This window comes from Pseudomonas sp. P108 (assembly GCF_032613195.1).
Taxonomy (GTDB): domain Bacteria; phylum Pseudomonadota; class Gammaproteobacteria; order Pseudomonadales; family Pseudomonadaceae; genus Aquipseudomonas.
The window spans coordinates 6,073,179-6,092,398 of record NZ_CP126691.1; the positions used below are offsets into that span (position 1 = coordinate 6,073,179).

A 19,220-nucleotide genomic window follows, 5' to 3' on the forward strand; every position below is an offset into this window, starting at 1 on the left:
ATTTCAAGTCGGTGTACCTTGCACATTCACCGCGGTCAGTCCCCTCTCCCTCTGGGAGAGGGTTAGGGTGAGGGGCTTTTAAGGATCGATACCCAACTCGTGTTTGACCAGACCGAGCAACTTGTCCGTATCAATCGGCTTGAGCAGAAAATCCACCACGCTCAAATGCATCGCCGCGATCGCGTCTTTCACATCAGCATCACCCGACACAATGATGATCGGCATCGCCGCCCGCACCGATTCGCGTACCTGCCGAATCAGCTCAAGCCCACCGACATGGCCCATGCGCAGATCGGTGATCACCAGCCCGATCGAAGGTTTCTCCTCCAGCATCTTCAGCGCAGTCTCGCCACTGGCCGCAGTCATGCAACGAATGCCGTCCAACGCGAGAATCTCCGACAACAGCTCCCGGGCGTCCTTGTCGTCATCAACGATCAATACACGCTGAGGTGGAAGATCAGGTTCGAGCATGACTGCACTGAGCGCTTCTCGCTCGGCATCGCTCAAAATATCGTGGTCGGACATGGCGTTCTCTAAGTATTCAAAACAGTCCCTTGGCAAGTGGTCAGACATCGCGGGGCAGAGCTTCAATGTGCACTTCGTCGGATTTTTTTCCAAGGGGGCAAGCAAGGGAATTTCCGACTGTTTGCGTAGGGCATCTCCGAAACTGCGCCAATGGTGGCAAAACCTAGACTTACGTCCAATGGGCACCCTGTCCGCAGGGGTCGACCATGGCCGGAACGATCCGACAACAACAATTCGAAAAAGACTGCGGTAATGGTTATGAGTAAAGCGGACGCCTTCACCCAGGCAGGGAAAACCGCGGTATTGCAGAACATTCAGGGCACCCTGCAATTCCTCCAGCGCTTCCCGCCCTTCAATCAGATGGAACACGCCCACCTCGCTTATCTGGTGGAGCAATGTCAGCTGCGTTTCTACGGCCAGGGCGAGAGCATCATCAAACCTGCCGACGGCCCGGTCGAACACTTCTATATCGTCAAGCAAGGTCGGGTGGTCGGCGAACGTCAGCACATCACCAAGCCCGGCACCGAGACCACGTTTGAAATCACCACCGGCGAATGCTTTCCGCTGGCCGCGCTGCTCGGTGAACGCGCAACCCGCACCGAGCACTTGGCTGGCGAAGATACGTTCTGCCTGCAACTGAACAAACTGGCGTTCATCAAACTGTTCGCCCTCTCCAACGCCTTTCGCGACTTCGCCTTGCGCGGAGTCAGCAGCCTGCTCGATCAGGTCAACCAGCAAGTGCAGCAGAAAGCCGTGGAAACCCTCGGCACGCAGTACTCGCTGAACACCCGACTTGGCGAATTGGCCATGCGCCACCCGGTCACCTGTAGCCCCGACACACCACTGCGTGAAGCGGTGAAACTGATGCACGAGCAACAGGTCGGCAGCATCGTTGCGGTGGACGAACACAAGGCGCCGCTGGGAATTTTCACCCTGCGCGATTTGCGCCACGTTGTGGCTGAAGGCATCGGTGATTTCAGTGAAGCCATCGAGCGCCACATGACGCCTTCGCCCTTCTATCTTTCGCCGGATCACAGCGCCTTCGATGCAGCGATTGCCATGACCGAACGGCACATCGCCCACGTTTGCCTGGTCAAGGATCAGCGTTTGTGCGGCGTGGTCTCCGAGCGCGATCTGTTTTCCCTGCAACGGGTCGATCTGGTGCATCTGGCGCGGACCATTCGCAGCGCGCAACGCGTCGAACAACTGGTGAGCCTGCGCGGCGAGATCGGCCAACTGGTCGAACGCATGCTCGCCCACGGTGCTTCTTCGACGCAGATCACCCACATCATCACCTTGCTCAACGACCACACCGTGTGCCGGGTGATCGAACTGACTCTCGCGGAAAAAGGTGACCCCGGCGTGCCGTTCAGTTGGTTGTGCTTTGGCAGCGAAGGCCGCCGCGAGCAGACGCTGCACACCGATCAGGACAACGGCATTTTGTTCGACGCGCGAGACGCGGCGCATGCAGCAGAGATTCGCGGCAAGCTGCTGCCGATTGCCCAGCAGATCAACCAGAGTCTGGCGCTGTGCGGCTTCACCCTGTGCAAAGGCAACATCATGGCCGGCAACCCCGAGCTGTGTTTGTCGCGAGCGGAATGGGCACGGCGTTTTGCAGCTTTTATTCGTGAGGCGACGCCGGAGAATCTGCTCGGGTCGAGCATTTATTTCGACTTGCGCGTGGTCTGGGGAGATGAACAAGGCTGTGAACAACTGCGCCGAGGCATCCTCGATCAGGTCGGCGACAACCGTTTGTTCCAGCGCATGCTGGCCGAGAACGCCCTGCGCAATCGTCCACCGGTGGGACGTTTCCGTGAGTTTGTGCTGGCGCGCAAGAACGGCGAGAAAGCCACACTGGATCTCAAGGTGCAGGGGCTGACGCCGTTCGTGGATGGCGCGCGACTGCTGGCGCTGGCCAACGGCATCGACGCCAACAACACCCTTGAGCGCTTCCGTCAGTTGGTCGAGAAAGAAGTCATTGAGCGCCTGGATGGCGCGGCGTATGAAGAGGCCTATCACTTCATTCAGCAAACGCGCATGCAACAACATCAACTGCAGACGCGGGAGAATCTGCCCTACTCCAACCGCGTCGACCCGGACAGCCTCAATCACCTCGACCGGCGCATCCTGCGAGAATCCCTGCGCCAGGCCCAGCGCCTGCAAAGCAGCCTGACCTTGCGGTATCAGCTATGAGCCTGTTCTCGTGGCTGCGCCCGGCGAGTGCGGTGGTGCCGGTGGATTTCCAGCAGCGTCTGGCGCAGCTGCCGGCGATTACCGAACTGCGCGAATGCACGTTGCGCGAACAACGTTGGGTGGTGCTGGATCTGGAAACCACCGGACTGAACCTGAACAAGGATCGTGTGTTGTCGATTGGCGCGGTGGTGATCGAGGATGGCGCAATCGATTTCAGCCAGCAGTTCGAGCGCACGCTGCAATGCCGCGAGCTGAAGCTCAGCCCCAGTGTGTTGATTCACGGCTTGGGGCCGAACGCGATTGCAGCCGGCAGTGAACCGGCCGAGGCGTTGCTGGAGTTATTGGAGTTTATCGGTGAAAGCCCGGTATTGGCGTTTCATGCGCCGTTCGATCAGCACATGCTCGGGCGCGCGTTGAAGGAGCATTTGGGGCACAAGTTGCAGCAGGTCTTTCTGGATGTCGCCGACATTGCACCGCTGGTGTGTCCGCAGGCGAATATTCGTGAGGCCGGGCTGGATGAGTGGATCGACTGGTTCAAGCTTGAAGTGTTCGAGCGGCATAACGCGAGCGCCGATGCGCTGGCGACGGCGGAACTGGCGTTGATTCTGTTCAGCCGGGCGCGGGGACAGCAGATTCATAGTCCGTTGAATTTGCAGCAGCGGTTGAGTCAGTGGAAGCGGCGGCAGCAGGCGCCTTCGTTCTAAATCAGAAGACCAGCCCTCTCCCCGAGGGAGAGGGAGCCGACCGAAGTGTCTGACGCTTTATATCGACCTGAAAGATCGAGTCGATTGAGGATTCGCTAAAAATCGTTCAGGTCGGTGTACCTCTAGAATATCCCCCGATCGATCCCCTCTCCCTCTGGGCGGTCCGACGTTTCGGGGGGGCTAGGGTGAGGGTCTGCCTTTAACCGCCCACCTGACCAGTGGCCAATTGCTAACCATTCCCACCTCTGCCACAATCGCGAACAATTCGCGTTAGTTAACATTTCCCAATCGGTGATGTCCGGTGTCGTCAGTCCCAAGCCCTAACAGTGAGCTCGTCGGTGCGATGTATCGTGACCATCGCGGCTGGCTGCTGGCATGGCTGCGACGAAATGTGGCGTGTCCGCAGCGTGCCGAAGACCTGAGTCAGGACACCTTCGTCCGTCTGCTCGGTCGCGACGAAATGCTGACACCCCGCGAGCCGCGGGCCTTTCTGGTGGCGATCGCCAAAGGCCTGCTGTTCGACTACTTCCGCCGTGCGGCGCTGGAACAGGCCTACCTCACCGAACTGATGCTGATCCCCGAAGGCGAACAACCGTCGGTGGAAGAACAGCAAATGATCCTCGAAGACCTCAAAGCCATCGACCGCTTGCTCGGCAAACTGTCGACCAAGGCTCGTGCCGCTTTCCTTTATAACCGCCTCGATGGCCTCAGCCATGCCGAGATCGCCGACAAGCTCGGCGTCTCGGTGCCGCGTGTGCGCCAGTATCTGGCGCAAGGCATTCGCCAGTGCTACATCGCCCTGTACGGTGAGCCGACATGAGCCCGGCCAGTTCCAGACCGGTGCCGGCGCATGTGCTGGATGCGGCGATTGCCTGGCAACTGACCCTCGACTCGAGCAGTCCGCTGGAGCGCGAAGAGTTCGCCAAATGGCATGCGGCCCATGAAGAACACGCCCGTGCGTGGCGGCAACTGGGCATGCTCGATCAGCGTTTCAGCATGGCTAAAGGGCCGGCGCGCAGTGCGCTGCTGCAATCACGCGAAGGCATTCGCCGACGGGTACGCAAGCTTGGCAGTGGGCTGGCCAGCGTTGTGGTGCTTGTTGGTGTGGGGCTTTTCGCCAGCGAACGGTTTATGCCGCTGGATTACTGGCTCGCCGATCAACGCACTGCTACGGGCGAACAGCGCACCGTGCACCTGGCGGACGGCACTGTTTTGAATCTGAACACCCACAGTGCGGTGGATGTGCGTTTCGATGACAAGCGCCGATTGATCGTGTTGCAAGAAGGCGAAATTCTCGTCGAGACCGGGCATGGCGATGCACGCCCCTTTATCGTCGAAACCCGCGAAGGCAGCATGCGCGCCCTGGGTACGCGGTTTCTGGTCAAGCGTGAAGACGAAGGCACGCGTCTGAGCGTGTTGCAGTCGGCAGTCGCGGCGCACCCGCAATCCAATCCTGAAGAGCAAATCCTCCATGAAGGCCAGCAGGTGCTGCTGCGCAGTGACGGATTGGGTTCGATTGTCGCGCTCAACCCCGGCGCCGATGCCTGGACCCGAGGCATGTTGGTGGTGGATAACGCACGCCTTGGCGATCTGGTGCATGAGCTCGGGCGTTATCGTCGCGGGCATCTGGGCGTGGCGCCGGAAGTGGCGGATTTGCGGATTACCGGCAGCTTCCCGCTGCATGACACCGATAAGGCCCTGAGCGCGCTGCTGCCGACCCTGCCGGTGCAGATCGAGCGGCATACGCCGTATTGGGTCACAGTCGCGAAGGCCGAGCCCTCCTCCCCTTGATCTGATCGTTCCCACGCTCTGCGTGGGAATGCAGCCCGGGACGCTCTGCGTCCCTGCCGAAGCGGACGCAGAGCGTCCATTGAGGCATTCCCACGCGGAGCGTGGGAACGATCAAGCCCGCAGAAATGTGGCTGTTTTCCAGTTAATCGAAATTATTTTCATCCAGCCCTATCACTTTTTGCTTTTCATCCGGCACACAGGCAATTGAGAAATATTTCCATTCAGGAGCCGCCGTATGTCCCGTTCGCTAGACACCTTGTTGCGCCCCAGTCTGCTGGCTGTCGCCATCGCGCTCAGCGCGCCGCTGATCAGCAGTCCGTTGCTTGCCGCTGAACAAGCGTCCAGCGTACGCGCCTACAACTTGCCAGCGGCGCCACTGTCGACGACCCTCAACCAGATCGCCAGCCAGGGCGGGATTGCGCTGTCGCTGAATCCGTCGCTGGCGGCAGGCAAGACCTCGGCGCCGGTCAACGGCCAATACGATGCGGCTGGCGCTCTGCGCGCGGCACTGCGTGGCACCGGTCTGCAACTGGAACAAAGCAGCACCGGCACTTACACCCTGGTTGCCGTGCCTGAAGGCGTGATGGCCCTGCCGGAAACTTCGGTCATCGGTGTAGAAAACTTCGAAAGTGCCTGGGGCCCGGTCGAAGGCTACACCGCCACTCGCACCGCCGCTGGCACCAAGACCGACACCGCACTGGTCGAAGCACCGCGCTCGATCTCGGTGGCGACCCGTCAGCAAATGGACGACCGCAGCGTGCACAGCCTCGACGATGCCGTGCGCTACATGCCGGGCATCACCGCCAGCAGCTACGGCAGCGACACCCGCGCCGACTGGCTGCGCGTACGCGGTTTCGAGCCGACCCAGTTCCTCGATGGCCTGCCGCTGCCAAAAGGCGTGTACGCCAACCCGAAACAGGAAACCTGGAACCTCGACCGCCTCGCCCTGCTGCGCGGCCCGGCCTCCTCGGTTTACGGCCAGACCCCACCGGGCGGTCTGCTCGACATGGTCAGCCGTCGCCCAAGCGCCGAAGCCAGCAACGAAATCCAGTTGCAGTACGGCAGCGACAACCATCGCCAGATCAACTTCGCCAGCACCGGCAAGATCGACGACGCCGGCCAGTTTCTCTATGGCCTCAGCGGTGTGGTGCGCGACAGCGGCACCCAGGTCGATCACGTCGACAACAAGCGCTACAACATCGCGCCGAGCCTGACCTGGAACATCGACGATGACACCAAGCTCACCCTGCTGAGCCAGTTCACCCGCGACGATACCGGCATCACCAGCCAGTTTCTGCCAATTCAGGGCACTAAGATCAAGTCACCGTTCGGCGATATCTCTCACCACAAGAATCTGGGTGATCCGGACTGGGAATATTACGATCGCACCTACTACGCGCTGGGCTATGCCTTCGAACATCGTCTGAACGATGTCTGGCAGTTCAAGCAGAACCTGCGCTACACCAAGTCGGATCTGTCGTTCCAGTCGCTGACACCGGGGTCGTACCCATTCACCGAAGTGGATGATCAAGGCAATGTCGGACGCACCAGCACCAGCGTCGAAGAAGACATCAGCCAGTTCGCCGTGGACAACAACTTCCAGGCCGACTTCGCTACCGGCGACATCCGCCACACCCTGCTGCTGGGCCTTGATCACCAGCGCAGCAACACCAACTACACCTCGATCTTCGGCTTTTCGGATACCACTCCGGGCACCAACGTGATCACCCCGATCTACGGCCAGCCGATCATTCGTCCAGCGCGTTCCACCGCGTTTTACGATTACGACCAGAAGACCTACCAGACCGGCCTGTACGTGCAGGACCAAATGGCCCTCGACCAGTGGCGCCTGACTCTCGGCGGCCGTGAAGACTGGGTACACACCAGCACCAAATTCATCAACAAGGGTGATGCCACCAACACCCAGCGCGACAAGGCCTTCAGCGGCAACGCCGCGCTCAGCTACGTCTTCGACAACGGTTTCGTGCCGTACCTGTCGTACGCCGAATCCTTCCAGCCGACCACGGGCGCTGATGCCACCTCGACCGGCTCGCTCAAGCCGACCGAAGGCAAGCAGTGGGAACTGGGCATCAAGTACCAGCCGCCGGGCAGCAAAACCCTGCTGACCGCCGCCGTGTATGACCTCACCCAGAAGAACGTCTCGGTCAACACCTTCGTCAACAACGTGTCGATCACCAGCCAGACTGGCGAAGTGAAAGTCAAAGGCCTGGAGCTGGAAGCGGTTTCCGACGTCACCGACAACCTGAAAGTCATCGCCGCCTACACCCTCGCCAAATCCGAAGTGCAGAATGGCGTCGACAAGGGCAATCGCCTGCAACTGATGCCGAACCAGCAAGCGTCGCTGTGGACCGATTACACCTGGCACGCCGGCGTACTCGACGGCTTCGGCATTGGCGGTGGCGTGCGTTACACCGGCAACACCTACGGCGACAAGGCCAACACCTGGCTGGGCAAGGCTGACGCCTACACCGTGTTCGACGCGAGCGTGCATTACGACCTCGGCCGTCTGGACAACAGCCTCAAAGGCGCGTCGCTGGCACTCAACGCGACCAACCTGTTCGACAAGGAATACATTTCCACCTGCGACAGCTTCTACTGCTACTACGGCGACACGCGCAGTGTCGTCGCCAGCGCCACTTACAAGTGGTAAGCGATTGAGCTGAAACAGGCCCTGTGACCAGGCCGTCCCTCGTGGACGGCTTTGGTGTTTTTGAAGGTCATGAAATGAAAAGTAAAACAATCCGCCGCTGGTCGTTCGTGCATACCTGGACCAGCCTGGTCTGCACCGTGTTTTTGCTGATGCTGGCACTGACCGGTCTGCCACTGATTTTCCATCACGAGATCGAGCACCTGCTCGGCGATGCGCCCGAAGTGCGCGAGATGCCGGCCGACACGCCACGGCTGAATCTGGCGCAGCTGGTCGAGGCCGCAGAAAAACATCGTCCCGATGACGTCGTGCAGTACTTCGGTTTCGACGACGATGAGCCGAATGCCGTGCTGACGATCATGGCGAAAACCGCCGGCACTGAACCGAACTCGTCGCACACCTTCATGCTCGATGCACGTACCGGTGAAGCGCTGGAAACGCCGTCGGCCAACGGCGGTTTGATGCTGTTTATCCTGCGCCTGCACGTCGACATGTTCGCCGGGCTGCCGGGCAAGTTGCTGCTGGCGTTCATGGGGCTGCTGTTTGTCGTGGCCATCGTATCCGGGACGGTGCTGTATTTGCCGTTCATGCGCCGTTTGAAGTTCGGCACCGTACGCCAAGACAAATCAACCCGCTTGCGCTGGCTCGACCTGCATAACCTGATTGGCGTGGTCACCCTGACCTGGGCGTTGGTGGTCGGCGTGACCGGCGTGATCAGCGCTTGCGCCGACCTGCTGATCGCCGCTTGGCGCAATGAAGCACTGACTGCGCTGATCGAACCTTACCGCGAAGCGCCACCGCTGACTCACCTGGCACCGGCCACGCGGTTGCTCGACATCGCGGCTGAAGTCGCGCCGGGCATGAAACCGGATTTCATCGCTTTCCCCGGCACACGGTTTTCCAGCGAGCACCATTATTCGGTGTTCATGAAGGGCGGCACGCATTTGACCTCACACCTGCTGACACCGGTGCTGATCGATGCCACCACGCTGCAGGTCACCGCTGTGGCCGAACGACCGTGGTACATGGACGCCATGGGCATGTCGCAGCCGCTGCACTTCGGTGATTACGGCGGCATGCCGATGAAAATTCTCTGGGCCACCCTCGATGTGTTGACCATCATCGTCCTCGTCAGTGGCGTGTACCTGTGGGTGGTGCGGCGCAAAGCGGCGAAGCCTGTGCTGGAAACGGCGGAGGCCTCTGCATGAAACCGCGTCAGTCGAATTTCTGGAAGGTGTTCAGCACGCCGATCGTGATTGCATTGCTCAGCGCGGCGGGGTTGTTTGCGGCGTTGCTTGGGGATGGGATTTGGGATGCGCTGAGCTGGGTTGGTCTGGGTGTGCCGGCGGTTCTGGCCATAAGAGGATTGCTGCAGCGAAGCTAAAGAAACCTGTGGGAGCGAGCCTGCTCGCGAAAGCGCTCTGACATTCAACACCAATGTTGACTGTACCGACGCCTTCGCGAGCAGGCTCGCTCCCACATTGGTTTTGCACTGGGCTTGAGGACGTGGCGTTACGCGCTATGCTGCTCCCTCATCGTTCTGATCGAGACCCTGCCAATGTCCGCCCCCAGCATGACCCTGTACCACAACACGCTCTCCCCGTTCGTGCGCAAAGTGATGGTGTTGCTGCACGAAACCGGCCAGCAGGATCGCGTCGCCTTGCAAGACTGCGTGCTCAGCCCGGTCAGTCCGAGCGCCGAACTCAATCTCGACAACCCGCTGGGCAAGATCCCCGCCCTGCGTCTGGCCGACGGCAATGTGATCCATGACAGCCGTGTGATCCTCGAATACCTCGACCAGCAACACGTCGGCAACCCGCTGATCCCGCGCGAAGGCGCGGCCCGCTGGCGGCGTCTGACCCTGGCCTCGATGGCCGACGGGATCATGGATGCGTCGGTGATGGTGCGTTATGAAATGGTCCTGCGTGCTCCGGAAAAACATTGGGACGAATGGCTCGAGGCCCAGCGCGACAAGATCCGCCGCGCTCTCGCTGTGTTGGAAAACGACGCGATTGCCGAGCTGACCAGCCATTTCGACGTGGCCGCCATCAGCGTCGCGTGTGCGCTGGGTTACCTCGACCTGCGTTTCCCGGATCTGGGCTGGCGTGAGGCCAACCCGCAACTGGCCAACTGGTTTTTTGAAGTGAGTCAGCGACCGTCCATGATCGCCACCATGCCCAAGCCTTAAGTAGGCGGCGCTTGTTCGGGCCTCTTCGCGAGCAGGCTCGCTCCCACATTGTTTTTGGGTATGGCAGACATCTCTGTTCCAACACCCATCCTGTGGGAGCGAGCCTGCTCGCGAATGCACCACCTCGGTTCCACAGGCAAAAACCCGATAATCCGCGTCACCAACTCATCCTTCCAGCACTGATCCTCACGCAATCCCAGCGACCGGCTCATTGCATCGCCCCCACATCAAACTCCAACGGCTTCGCCGGCTTCTGCCCGATCCCGTACCAATCCAGTTTGCGCGTCAGCACCATGAACACACCGAGCAGACCGAACAGCAACAACGAGCCCATCAACAATGCGTAATCCTCGGCGCTCAGCAAGCCATAGAGCAGGCCATACAACGCCGCCAGCCCCGCCGAAAAACTCAAGCCGTGACGCACACTGCGCAACACGTGGCAGACATAAAACCCGATCAACAACACACAACCGCTGGCCGACAACAGATACGCCGGGGCGAAACCAATGTGCTCCGACAGCGAGAGCAACAACAGATAAAAGAACGCCAACGCCACACCGACCAGCGCGTATTGCACCGGGTGCACGGCCAGACTTTTGAGCACTTCGAACAGGAAGAAACCGGCGAACGTCAGGACGATGAACAGCAACGCGTATTTGATCGCCCGGTCACTCTTCAAATATTGATCTACCGGATCGATGAAGCTCACGCCAAAGCTGCGGCCGTTGAATGCCTCGCAATCATTGCTGCTGACGCAACGGCTCATGGCGTCTTGCAGGTTGGTGGAGAAGAACGTGGTCTGCCAATCGGCGCTGAAACCCTGATCGTTGATCTCACGCTTGGCCGGCAGGAAATTGCCGATGAAACTTGGATGCGGCCAATTCGCAGTGAGGCTGACGCTGCTGCTCTTGCCCACTGGCAACACCTGCAATGAACCGGTGCCTTGCAGACGCAGGTCAAAACCGAAGCTCAGTTCCGTGGTTTTGCTGGTGTCGAGCAGCGGCAGCGTCACTCGTACACCCTCGCCGAGCCAGCCCACTTGAGTCCCCGGCACGAAGTCCAGACGCTGGCCGTCGAGTTCCAGTTTCAGCGCATTTTCGATGCCGCGAATGTCGCTGATACCGACCGCGAGAAACGGTGCATCGAACTGGTAGTCGCTAAAGTCTTCTTTGATGCCCAACTGCGCCGGCAACGAGAAATGGCCGTTGACACGGTTATCGGCGTGGAACAGCCGCGCCTCATAAATGCCGCGCGCACGCAGCTCGGTTTGCACCTGGCCGTCGAGTTCGAAACGCTCCGGCAGGAAGTACAAACGCCCGCGCTCTTCGCTCGGTTCGTCGTAGCGTTGGTTGGTTTTGTCGTTGGTTTTCCAGTTGTGAATCACTTTGCGATACGGCACCACCATCACCGGCCCGCTCAATTGCTGGCTGTAGCTGGAACTGCGGGCGATGTCTTCGAGCACGCCGTCGCGCAACTGTTGGCGGTCGTCGATGACGCCATCGATCATCAATAAAGGTATCAGCAACAGCAGGATCAGCACGGCGATGGCGCCGAGCTTGATGGTCAGATTCTTGTTCATGGGACTCTCCCTGTTTGGATGGGGGGAGTCTGGTGATCGGGTGTGGGGGTTTTGTGGGGGGATTGTGGAGATTGTGTGGAGACTTCACCGGCCCTATCGCGAGCAGGCTCACTCCTGGAATGCGTTCCCCTGTAGGAGTGAGCCTGCTCGCGATGGCCGCAACTCGGTATCAAGACAAGCGCAATGTCACCTCAACACCGTTTTCAACATTACGAATCTGCATCGACCCACCATGCAACTTGACCACCTCTTCAACGAAGTTAAGCCCCAGCCCCGTGCTTTTCCGCCCACTGTCCGGGCGCGGCAATGAGTAGAAGCGTTCAGTCAAACGCGGCAAAGCGTAGTCAGGAATCGGCGCCGTTTCATTGAACAATCGAAATTCGATCTGCTCGCCAACCCGCTCGGCACTGAAGCGCAGCAGCCCCTCAACCGGGGTGAAATCCAGCGCATTCTCCAGCAGATTACCCAACGCCTGACGCAGCAGAAATGGCTCGCCGATCAACAGAAGATCAGCCGCAATCGCCTGTTCGATGCGCAACTGTTTGCCTTCAATCCGCGCCGCCTGCCCCTGCAGCAATTGATCAACCAGCGCCGCCAACGGCACAGCGACCCGCTCTTCAAGGCCCTGACGTTGTTCCACTTGTGCCAGATTCAACAACCGTTCGATCAACTGCTGCATCCGCGCACTTTCGCTGTCGATGTTGCCGATAAAGCGCAGACGTTGAACCGGCGGCATTTCACCTTGCAGCAACTCCGCCGCGCCACGAATCGCCGCCAGCGGACTTTTCAGTTCATGGGTCAACGTATGCACGTAGCGCTCAACGTACGCCTTGCCCTCCAGCTGTGTGCGCATCTGCTCAACCGCTGTGGCCAGTTGCTCCAGCTCACCGCCGCGATAGTGCGGCACTTCCACCCGCCGCCCTTCGCTCACCGCTTGTGCATAACCGGTCAAACGGTGCAGTGCGCGGCTCAGCCACCACGACAGCAAGGCACCAAAGAGCAGACCGAGGCCGATCAAACCCGCGCCGTAAAACAGCAGGCGCCGTTCGGTACGATCCACATAAGGCTGCAATGAGCTGTTGGGTTTGGCCACGGTGACCACGCCGATGATCTGCCCGTTGTCGCGGATCGGCGCGCCGACGTGCATGACTGAAGATGTTGGGTCATCCGGATCGCTGCGACTGGATCGCGCACCGTATTCGCCACGCAAGGTCAGGTAGACATCGTTCCAGCGCGAGTAGTCCTGCCCCACGGCCACGCCACTGGAATCGAGCACAACGATGCCTTTGGCGTCGGTGACGTAAATGCGGTGGTTGACCTGATTTTTCGGTAAGCCCCAAATGCTCGCTTGCGGCTGACGCTCGCCATAGGCGCGCAGCAACTCGGGCCAGCGGTTCTCGCTGAGGGTGCCGGCATTGAAATCGTCCCGCAGGATTTCCGCCATCAGGTTGGCGGTGTCGACCAGGGTTTCTTCGGTGGACTGACGCACGCCGGGGCGGATTTCTTCCATCACCGTGTTGAGCACGAAATAACCGGTCAGGCCGACAAACAGCACATACACCAGAAAGATCCGCAGCCCCAGTGACATCAGCTGTGCCCCGGGCTGTAGCTGTAACCGAGGCCGCGATGGGTCTGGATCGGCTCGGCGTCGGCGCGCACCTGACGCAACTTGGCGCGCACGCTTTTGATATGACTGTCGATGCTGCGCTCGTAGCCGGCGTCGGCCGCTACGCCTAGCGCATCAAGCAATTGCTCACGACTGAACACCCGCTCGGGTTGTTCGAGCAGGCATTGCAGCAGGCGGAATTCGTGGCGGGTCAGGGTCAACGTCTGGCCGCGATAAATGATTTGAATCCGCTCCGGATCGATTCTAAATAGCGCTGAAGTGGCTTCAATCGCAGGACGCGGCGCCATGCGTTTAAGGATTGCCTTCACTCGCGCCGCGACTTCACGCGGGCTGAACGGCTTGACCACATAATCGTCGGCACCAATTTCCAGACCCACCACGCGATCAATCTCGGCATCGCGGGCGCTGAGGAACAGCACCGGCACCTCGCTGAAGCGCCGCAGTTGCTTGCAGGTCTCGAAACCGCTGATATCCGGCAGGCCGATGTCGAGGATGATCAGATCGGCCGGGGTCTGCCGCTGATGCTCCAGCGCCGCCGCGCCGAGGCTCAGCCACGTGGTGGTGAAGCCTTCGCCCTGCAAGGCAAAAATCAGCGTGTCGGCAATCGCCGCTTCGTCTTCGACAATCAGGATATGAGGCATGGCGTCCGAGCCCGTGGGTTAAGTGCGCGAACGGTGCCCCAAGCCTGACGTTACGTCAATGAGACCACTTGGCTCAGCAGTCCGGCTTGTCGGCCGTGAAGCGTCGCGCCGGGTTCACCGCTGCGCCGAACTCGCGCAAGGCTTTGGCACCGATCAGCAACGGGTAATTGAAGTTGCTGCGGTCGGTCAGGTTGACCTCAACGGTACGCTTGACGTTACCCAGGCACAGCTCCAGATCGACCACCGGGCGTTTGGCGACTTCGGTGCTTTCACCCTCGTCTTCTTCGTCCGAGCGGCTCTTGATCTTGCTGATCCGCGCGACCTTGTGTTCGTAGACCTTGTTGCTGGCGTCTTTGGTGCCGAGGCGGAAACGCACCCATTCGTCGCCATCGCGGGTGAAGGTTTCGATGTCCTTGGCCGACAGCGAGGCGGTCAGTGCGCCGGTGTCCATCTTGGCCTTGAGCACTTCACCGCCGATTTCCGGCAGCGCAATGTATTCGTAACGCCCGTACAGGGTCGGCTCGGCGGCCATGACAGGCAGGGCGACGAGGGCAAACAGTGCAAGGAGGGATTTCACGTAAGGGGCTTCCTTGAGAGGTTGGGCAACGGGATTTTAGACCGTTGCGCGCTTGATCGTTCCCACGCTCTGCGTGGGCATGCATCCAGTGACGCTCTGCGTCACAGGGACGCGGAGCGTCCCGGGCGGCGTTACCACGCAGAGCGTGGGAACGATCAGGTTAACGCGACGAAAGTGAAACATTCGTCACCAGCGATTTGGCCTGCCGCGCGAAGCTGCTTATCATGGCGCGCCCATCCGTTTGCAAAGAGTTGCTTATGCGCCGCCTGCTCACCGGCTGTTTCGTCACCCTGCTGCTGTTGCTCAACACCCTGATCCTGATCGGGCCGTTGCTGGTCTTTGCCCTGCTCAAACTGATCGCACCAGGCCGCTGGCGCGATTACGCGTCGGGGGCGGTGATGTGGATCGCCGAGACCTGGGCCGAGATCGACAAGCTGATTTTCCGCCTGTGTATCCCCACCCAATGGGACATTCGCGGTGGCGAAGACTTGCGCGGCGACACCTCGTATCTGGTGGTCAGCAACCACCAGTCGTGGGTGGATATTCCGGCGCTGATCCAGACCCTCAACCGGCGCACGCCGTTCTTCAAATTCTTCCTCAAGAAAGAGCTGATCTGGGTACCGTTTCTGGGGCTGGCGTGGTGGGCGCTGGATTACCCGTTCATGAAGCGCTACACCAAGGCCTTTCTGGCGAAACACCCGGAGCTGGCGGGCAAGGATCTGGAGATCACCAAAGCGGCCTGCGAGCTGTTCAAGCGTCAGCCGGTGACCGTGGTCAATTATCTGGAAGGCACACGCTACACCGCCGCGAAAAGCGCGCAGCAGCAATCACCGTTCAGCCACTTGCTCAAGCCCAAGGCCGGCGGCGTGGCGTTTGTATTGGCGGCGATGGGTGAACAGCTGGATGCGATTCTCGACGTCACCGTGGTTTATCCACAGGCGAACATTCCGGGTTTCTGGGATCTGATCAGCGGCAACGTGCCGCGCGTGATCATCGACATCAAGACCCGCGAACTCGACCCGGCGCTGTGGCAGGGTGATTACGAGAATGATCCGGCGTTTCGCCAGACGGTCCAGAGCTGGGTCAACCAGCTCTGGAACGAGAAGGATCAGCGCATCGCCGAACTGCGCGGCGAGCGCGGCTGAATCAGCTACCGGTGCCGGCGCCCCAGATGCTGCCCAGGCTGCTCAGCAGCGAACCGCCGACGCCCTGCTGACCGAGGTATTGCAACAGCACAGGGGCAAACTGGCCGATCATGCCGCTGTCCATGCCCAATGCGCTGAAGGCATTGTTCAGGTCATTGGTGTCCTTGACGTTGCCCAGCGCGTTTTCCAGCCCGGCGGACTTGCCGGACGAACCGAGCAAAGCCCCCAACGCCGCCAGATTGCCACTGCCGCCTGACAACTTGTCGATGCCCGGCACTTCCTTGGCCAACTGCGAATAATCGGTACTGCTCAACTGATTCTTGGCCAGCCCGAGCATCGCGCTAGTACCGCCAACGGCTTGCTCCGGCGTGACATCCAGCGCACTGAGGGCACTGAGCAAACCGGCGGTTTCCGAGGTCGGCGCCGAAGCAGCCGCCTTGTCACCGCCCTGCATCCCCGAAACCGCACCAGCGACGTCGTTCAGACTGAAACCGGCAAACACCGGCCCGGCCGCCATGGTCAGGAGCGATGCCAAGGCAAAACCGCGTGAAATCTTCATTCAGACATCCTCTTGCGCTGTGAAAACCACCCGCTGAACGGGCAGTGAAACTGCCGGTTTGACCGGGTATCCGCCGGCATGTTCCGGCGCGGCGCATCCATTTTCATCCGGCCTGCGTATATAAAACGTGAAATCCCGGACACCCTCGCGATGAATGGCACAACCGCTGTCGCTGAACTAGCCTGTGAACAGTCCGAGCTCAGCCCTCGTCGCCCGACCTTTGCCTGGAGAGTCGTCATTTCCATCGCCGACACCGATCAGCTGCGACAGTTGTTGGCCCAGTGTTCACTGGGTGATCGTCGCGCCTTCGAAACGCTCTACCGCAGCGTCGGCCCGCGCCTGCATGGCGTCGCGCTGCGCTTCATGGGCCGCGCCGATCTGGCCGAAGAAGTGCTGCAGGAAGCCTTCGTGCGCATCTGGAACAACGCCTCGCGCTACGAAGCGCACCTGTCGGCGCCGCTGACCTGGATGATCAACATCACGCGCAATCAGGCTATCGATCAATTGCGCAAACACCGCGACCGACCGCTGACGGATCTCGAACAAGATGCGCTGCTGGACGAAAGCCCTTCGGCACATGATCAGTTGAACAGCGCCCGCGAGGCTCAGATGTTGAACCGCTGCCTTGAAACCCTCGACGGCATGCAGCGCCAGTCGATTACGGTGGCCTACTTTCAGGGATTGTCGTGCACGGAACTCGCCGAACACCTGGCCACGCCGCTGGGAACGGTGAAATCCTGGATCCGTCGTGGCATGGAACGCCTGCGTCGGTGCCTTGAATCATGAACTACCAGACCCCTGCCCTGCGCCGCGCCCTCGCCGCCGATTATGCGATTGGCTTGATGTCATCGGCTACGCGTCGGCGGTTTGAGCAGTTGTTGCTGGATGACGCAGCATTAAGGGCTGAACTGGCGCAATGGCAGGAATCGCTGGTGAGGCTCACCGAATCTCTGCCGGAGCATCCGGTGCCCGATCGCGTCTGGCATGGCATTACCGCGCGGATCGAACCGCAAGTGCTGCATGTGCCCGAGAAGCGGCCGTTCTGGAACTGGCTACGGGTTAGCGCTGTGCTGTGTTCGATCGTGGTGCTGGTGTTCCTCGGCTCGCTGTACAACCGCGACGACGCCCGCTACCGCGCCACCCTGCTGACCGCCGATGCGCAACCGGCGCTGAAGGTCGAGGCGCATGCGGATTATCTGCAAGTCGAGCCGCTGACGCTGGCGGCGGTTGATGCGGATCGCAGCCTGGAACTGTGGGCGATTCCGGCTGACGGAAAACCGATTTCTCTCGGCGTTATTCCGGCGGGGGGCAAAGGCAAGGTTGAGTTGAACGAGGCGCAGAAAGTCTTGATCGGTAAGCCGATTGCGCTGGCGGTAAGTCTTGAGCCGAAAGGTGGTTCGCCGACCGGGCAGCCGACTGGGCCGGTGTTGTACCAAGGGGCGTTGGCGGGCCTGTAAAGCAAAGCCCCTCACCCTAACCCTCTCCCAGAGGGAGAGGGGACTGACCGAGGTGTCTGGCACCATACATCGACCTGCCACACCGAGTCGATTATGGATTCACAGCGGTATTTTCAGGTCGGCGTAAATTGTGAGCATCCCTCGGTCGGCCCCCTCTCCCTCCGGGAGAGGGCTGGGGTGAGGGTCGCTTTTGACCTGGGCTTGCAACAAAAAACGGCGACCCTCAGGTCGCCGTTTTGTATTGCGCTTGAACCTTACGCCGCACTAAACAACTTATGCGGATCAATCACAAACTTCTTCGGCACGCCCGCATCGAACTCGCCATAGCCTTCCGGTGCCTGATCGAGGCTGATCACTTGCACGCCCACCACATCGGCGATGTTGATGCGATCCCACATGATCGCCTGCATCAACTGGCGGTTGTACTTCATCACTGGCGTCTGGCCGGTGTGGAAGCTGTGCGACTTGGCCCAGCCCAGACCGAAGCGAATGCTCAGGCTGCCCATTTTCGCGGCGGCGTCCACGGCACCCGGATCTTCGGTGACGTACAGGCCGGGGATACCGATCTTGCCGGCGACACGCACCACGCCCATCAGTGAGTTGAGCACGGTGGCCGGAGCCTCGGCTTTCACGCCGTCGTGGCCGTGGCCGCGTGCTTCGAAGCCGACGCAGTCCACCGCGCAATCCACTTCCGGCTCGCCGAGCAGTGCGGCGATCTGTTCGTGCAGCGGGGTGTCCTTGGACAGGTCGACGATTTCAAAACCCTGGGATTTGGCGTGAGCCAAGCGGATGGTGTTGACGTCGCCGACGATCACCACCGCCGCACCGAGCAAACGCGCAGAGGCAGCGGCGGCCAGACCGACCGGGCCGGCGCCCGCAATGTAAACGGTGCTGCCCGGACCAACGCCGGCAGTGACGGCGCCGTGGTAGCCGGTCGGGAGGATGTCGGAGAGGCAGGTCAGGTCGCGGATTTTCTCCATGGCCTTGTCGCGGTCCGGCAGTTTCAGCAGGTTGAAGTCGGCGTACGGCACCAGCACGTATTCGGCTTGGCCACCGGTCCAGTCGCCCATGTCGACGTAGCCGTATGCGCCGCCGGCACGGGCCGGGTTGACGGTCAGGCAGACGCCGGTGTGTTGCTCTTTGCAGGAACGGCAGCGCCCGCACGCGACGTTGAACGGTACGGAGACCAGATCACCGATTTTCAGGTTCTCGACGTCGGAGCCTTTTTCGATCACCTCACCAGTGATTTCGTGACCCAGCACCAGACCGGTCTGCGCCGTGGTACGGCCGCGCACCATGTGCTGGTCGGAGCCGCAGATATTGGTGGAAACCACTTTGAGAATGACCCCGTGCTCGATCTTGCGACCGCGCGGGTCCTGCATTTTCGGATAGTCGATTTTCTGTACTTCGACCTTGCCCGCGCCGAGATACACCACACCACGATTGCCAGACATGCTTTCACCTCGCTGTTGTTTTTATGGAACCGCGTTGCCCAGGCAGGCAGCGCGTTGAATGCTCGGGTTATTGCTTGTTGGTTTTGCGTTGTTTGTTATGGCCCCTTCGCGA

18 protein-coding genes are annotated in these 19,220 nt (G+C 60.4%); 11 read left to right on the forward strand and 7 right to left on the reverse strand.

The window, feature by feature from the left end; translation table 11 throughout:
- Positions 1 to 78: 78 nt before the first annotated feature.
- Positions 79 to 525, reverse strand: coding sequence for a response regulator (locus tag QOM10_RS26890; protein WP_316917217.1), 447 nt, complete (start codon positions 523 to 525; stop codon positions 79 to 81).
- Positions 526 to 783: 258 nt separating this feature from the next.
- Between QOM10_RS26890 and QOM10_RS26895 the strand changes: the two genes are divergently transcribed.
- The 8 genes from QOM10_RS26895 (at position 784) to QOM10_RS26930 (ending at position 10,069) form a co-directional block, all read left to right on the forward strand.
- On the forward strand, positions 784 to 2,718 hold the full coding sequence (locus QOM10_RS26895) for a putative nucleotidyltransferase substrate binding domain-containing protein (protein WP_316917218.1): 1,935 nt from the start codon (positions 784 to 786) through the stop codon (positions 2,716 to 2,718).
- The gene (locus tag QOM10_RS26900; RefSeq protein ID WP_127930031.1) at positions 2,715 to 3,422 is read left to right on the forward strand and encodes a PolC-type DNA polymerase III; all 708 of its coding nucleotides are present in this window, start codon (positions 2,715 to 2,717) and stop codon (positions 3,420 to 3,422) included. The genes QOM10_RS26895 and QOM10_RS26900 overlap by 4 nt, the downstream gene beginning before the upstream one ends.
- A gap of 343 nt (positions 3,423 to 3,765) precedes the next feature.
- Positions 3,766 to 4,242: an RNA polymerase sigma factor gene (locus QOM10_RS26905; RefSeq protein ID WP_189684071.1), complete on the forward strand. Its 477-nt coding sequence runs from the start codon at positions 3,766 to 3,768 to the stop codon at positions 4,240 to 4,242.
- Positions 4,239 to 5,213 carry a FecR family protein gene (locus QOM10_RS26910; RefSeq protein ID WP_316917219.1) on the forward strand — a complete coding sequence of 325 codons (975 nt, stop codon included), beginning with the start codon at positions 4,239 to 4,241 and terminating at the stop codon, positions 5,211 to 5,213. The genes QOM10_RS26905 and QOM10_RS26910 overlap by 4 nt, the downstream gene beginning before the upstream one ends.
- Before the next feature lie 235 nt (positions 5,214 to 5,448).
- Entirely contained in the window at positions 5,449 to 7,884 is a 2,436-nt protein-coding gene (locus QOM10_RS26915; protein ID WP_316917220.1) for a TonB-dependent siderophore receptor, read from the forward strand.
- A 74-nt stretch (positions 7,885 to 7,958) separates the two neighbouring features.
- Positions 7,959 to 9,089: a PepSY-associated TM helix domain-containing protein gene (locus QOM10_RS26920; RefSeq protein WP_316917221.1), complete on the forward strand. Its 1,131-nt coding sequence runs from the start codon at positions 7,959 to 7,961 to the stop codon at positions 9,087 to 9,089.
- On the forward strand, positions 9,086 to 9,265 hold the full coding sequence (locus QOM10_RS26925) for a hypothetical protein (protein WP_127930036.1): 180 nt from the start codon (positions 9,086 to 9,088) through the stop codon (positions 9,263 to 9,265). Before QOM10_RS26920 ends, QOM10_RS26925 begins: the two co-directional genes overlap by 4 nt.
- Before the next feature lie 174 nt (positions 9,266 to 9,439).
- Entirely contained in the window at positions 9,440 to 10,069 is a 630-nt protein-coding gene (locus tag QOM10_RS26930) for a glutathione S-transferase (protein ID WP_160042112.1), read from the forward strand.
- Between the two features lie 208 nt (positions 10,070 to 10,277).
- On the opposite strand, the gene creD is transcribed toward QOM10_RS26930, so the two are convergent.
- The 4 genes from creD to QOM10_RS26950 form a co-directional block, all read right to left on the reverse strand.
- Positions 10,278 to 11,648: a cell envelope integrity protein CreD gene (creD, locus tag QOM10_RS26935; protein ID WP_316917222.1), complete on the reverse strand. Its 1,371-nt coding sequence runs from the start codon at positions 11,646 to 11,648 to the stop codon at positions 10,278 to 10,280.
- 169 nt (positions 11,649 to 11,817) lie between these two features.
- Positions 11,818 to 13,236, reverse strand: coding sequence for a two-component system sensor histidine kinase CreC (gene creC / locus QOM10_RS26940; protein ID WP_316917223.1), 1,419 nt, complete (start codon positions 13,234 to 13,236; stop codon positions 11,818 to 11,820).
- Positions 13,236 to 13,916: a two-component system response regulator CreB gene (gene creB, locus QOM10_RS26945; protein WP_316917224.1), complete on the reverse strand. Its 681-nt coding sequence runs from the start codon at positions 13,914 to 13,916 to the stop codon at positions 13,236 to 13,238. The genes creC and creB overlap by 1 nt, the downstream gene beginning before the upstream one ends.
- 73 nt (positions 13,917 to 13,989) lie before the next feature.
- A complete protein-coding gene (locus tag QOM10_RS26950) occupies positions 13,990 to 14,493 on the reverse strand; it encodes an ATP-dependent zinc protease (protein ID WP_007909997.1) in 504 nt (167 codons plus the stop codon).
- 257 nt (positions 14,494 to 14,750) lie between these two features.
- Here QOM10_RS26950 and QOM10_RS26955 point away from each other — a divergent pair, with 257 nt between their 5' ends.
- Complete coding sequence (locus QOM10_RS26955) at positions 14,751 to 15,638, forward strand: acyltransferase (RefSeq protein WP_095122525.1); 888 nt, start codon at positions 14,751 to 14,753, stop codon at positions 15,636 to 15,638.
- Position 15,639: 1 nt separating this feature from the next.
- Here the strand turns inward: QOM10_RS26955 and QOM10_RS26960 are convergent, their stop codons facing one another.
- Complete coding sequence (locus QOM10_RS26960) at positions 15,640 to 16,197, reverse strand: DUF2780 domain-containing protein (RefSeq protein ID WP_127930043.1); 558 nt, start codon at positions 16,195 to 16,197, stop codon at positions 15,640 to 15,642.
- Between the two features lie 150 nt (positions 16,198 to 16,347).
- Here QOM10_RS26960 and QOM10_RS26965 point away from each other — a divergent pair, with 150 nt between their 5' ends.
- Positions 16,348 to 16,983 (forward strand): sigma-70 family RNA polymerase sigma factor, encoded by a 636-nt coding sequence (locus QOM10_RS26965; protein ID WP_316917225.1) that lies wholly within the window; start codon positions 16,348 to 16,350, stop codon positions 16,981 to 16,983.
- A complete protein-coding gene (locus tag QOM10_RS26970) occupies positions 16,980 to 17,654 on the forward strand; it encodes an anti-sigma factor domain-containing protein (protein ID WP_160042118.1) in 675 nt (224 codons plus the stop codon). Before QOM10_RS26965 ends, QOM10_RS26970 begins: the two co-directional genes overlap by 4 nt.
- Positions 17,655 to 17,908: 254 nt before the next feature.
- On the opposite strand, the gene fdhA is transcribed toward QOM10_RS26970, so the two are convergent.
- Entirely contained in the window at positions 17,909 to 19,108 is a 1,200-nt protein-coding gene (fdhA, locus tag QOM10_RS26975; protein WP_316917226.1) for a formaldehyde dehydrogenase, glutathione-independent, read from the reverse strand.
- Positions 19,109 to 19,220: the final 112 nt, after the last annotated feature.

What these genes read in the sequence shown, in the direction of transcription:
- QOM10_RS26895 (WP_316917218.1), top strand. Translation starts at nt 784, where the DNA reads ATGAGTAAAGCGGACGCCTTCACCCAGGCAGGGAAAACCGCGGTATTG.
- QOM10_RS26925 (WP_127930036.1), top strand. Translation starts at nt 9,086, where the DNA reads ATGAAACCGCGTCAGTCGAATTTCTGGAAGGTGTTCAGCACGCCGATC.
- QOM10_RS26905 (WP_189684071.1), top strand. Translation starts at nt 3,766, where the DNA reads ATGTATCGTGACCATCGCGGCTGGCTGCTGGCATGGCTGCGACGAAAT.
- QOM10_RS26900 (WP_127930031.1), top strand. Translation starts at nt 2,715, where the DNA reads ATGAGCCTGTTCTCGTGGCTGCGCCCGGCGAGTGCGGTGGTGCCGGTG.
- QOM10_RS26915 (WP_316917220.1), top strand. Translation starts at nt 5,449, where the DNA reads ATGTCCCGTTCGCTAGACACCTTGTTGCGCCCCAGTCTGCTGGCTGTC.
- QOM10_RS26920 (WP_316917221.1), top strand. Translation starts at nt 7,959, where the DNA reads ATGAAAAGTAAAACAATCCGCCGCTGGTCGTTCGTGCATACCTGGACC.
- fdhA (WP_316917226.1), bottom strand. Translation starts at nt 19,108, where the DNA reads ATGTCTGGCAATCGTGGTGTGGTGTATCTCGGCGCGGGCAAGGTCGAA.
- QOM10_RS26970 (WP_160042118.1), top strand. Translation starts at nt 16,980, where the DNA reads ATGAACTACCAGACCCCTGCCCTGCGCCGCGCCCTCGCCGCCGATTAT.
- QOM10_RS26955 (WP_095122525.1), top strand. Translation starts at nt 14,751, where the DNA reads ATGCGCCGCCTGCTCACCGGCTGTTTCGTCACCCTGCTGCTGTTGCTC.
- creB (WP_316917224.1), bottom strand. Translation starts at nt 13,916, where the DNA reads ATGCCTCATATCCTGATTGTCGAAGACGAAGCGGCGATTGCCGACACG.
- QOM10_RS26930 (WP_160042112.1), top strand. Translation starts at nt 9,440, where the DNA reads ATGTCCGCCCCCAGCATGACCCTGTACCACAACACGCTCTCCCCGTTC.
- QOM10_RS26910 (WP_316917219.1), top strand. Translation starts at nt 4,239, where the DNA reads ATGAGCCCGGCCAGTTCCAGACCGGTGCCGGCGCATGTGCTGGATGCG.
- creC (WP_316917223.1), bottom strand. Translation starts at nt 13,236, where the DNA reads ATGTCACTGGGGCTGCGGATCTTTCTGGTGTATGTGCTGTTTGTCGGC.
- QOM10_RS26960 (WP_127930043.1), bottom strand. Translation starts at nt 16,197, where the DNA reads ATGAAGATTTCACGCGGTTTTGCCTTGGCATCGCTCCTGACCATGGCG.
- QOM10_RS26890 (WP_316917217.1), bottom strand. Translation starts at nt 525, where the DNA reads ATGTCCGACCACGATATTTTGAGCGATGCCGAGCGAGAAGCGCTCAGT.
- QOM10_RS26965 (WP_316917225.1), top strand. Translation starts at nt 16,348, where the DNA reads ATGAATGGCACAACCGCTGTCGCTGAACTAGCCTGTGAACAGTCCGAG.
- creD (WP_316917222.1), bottom strand. Translation starts at nt 11,648, where the DNA reads ATGAACAAGAATCTGACCATCAAGCTCGGCGCCATCGCCGTGCTGATC.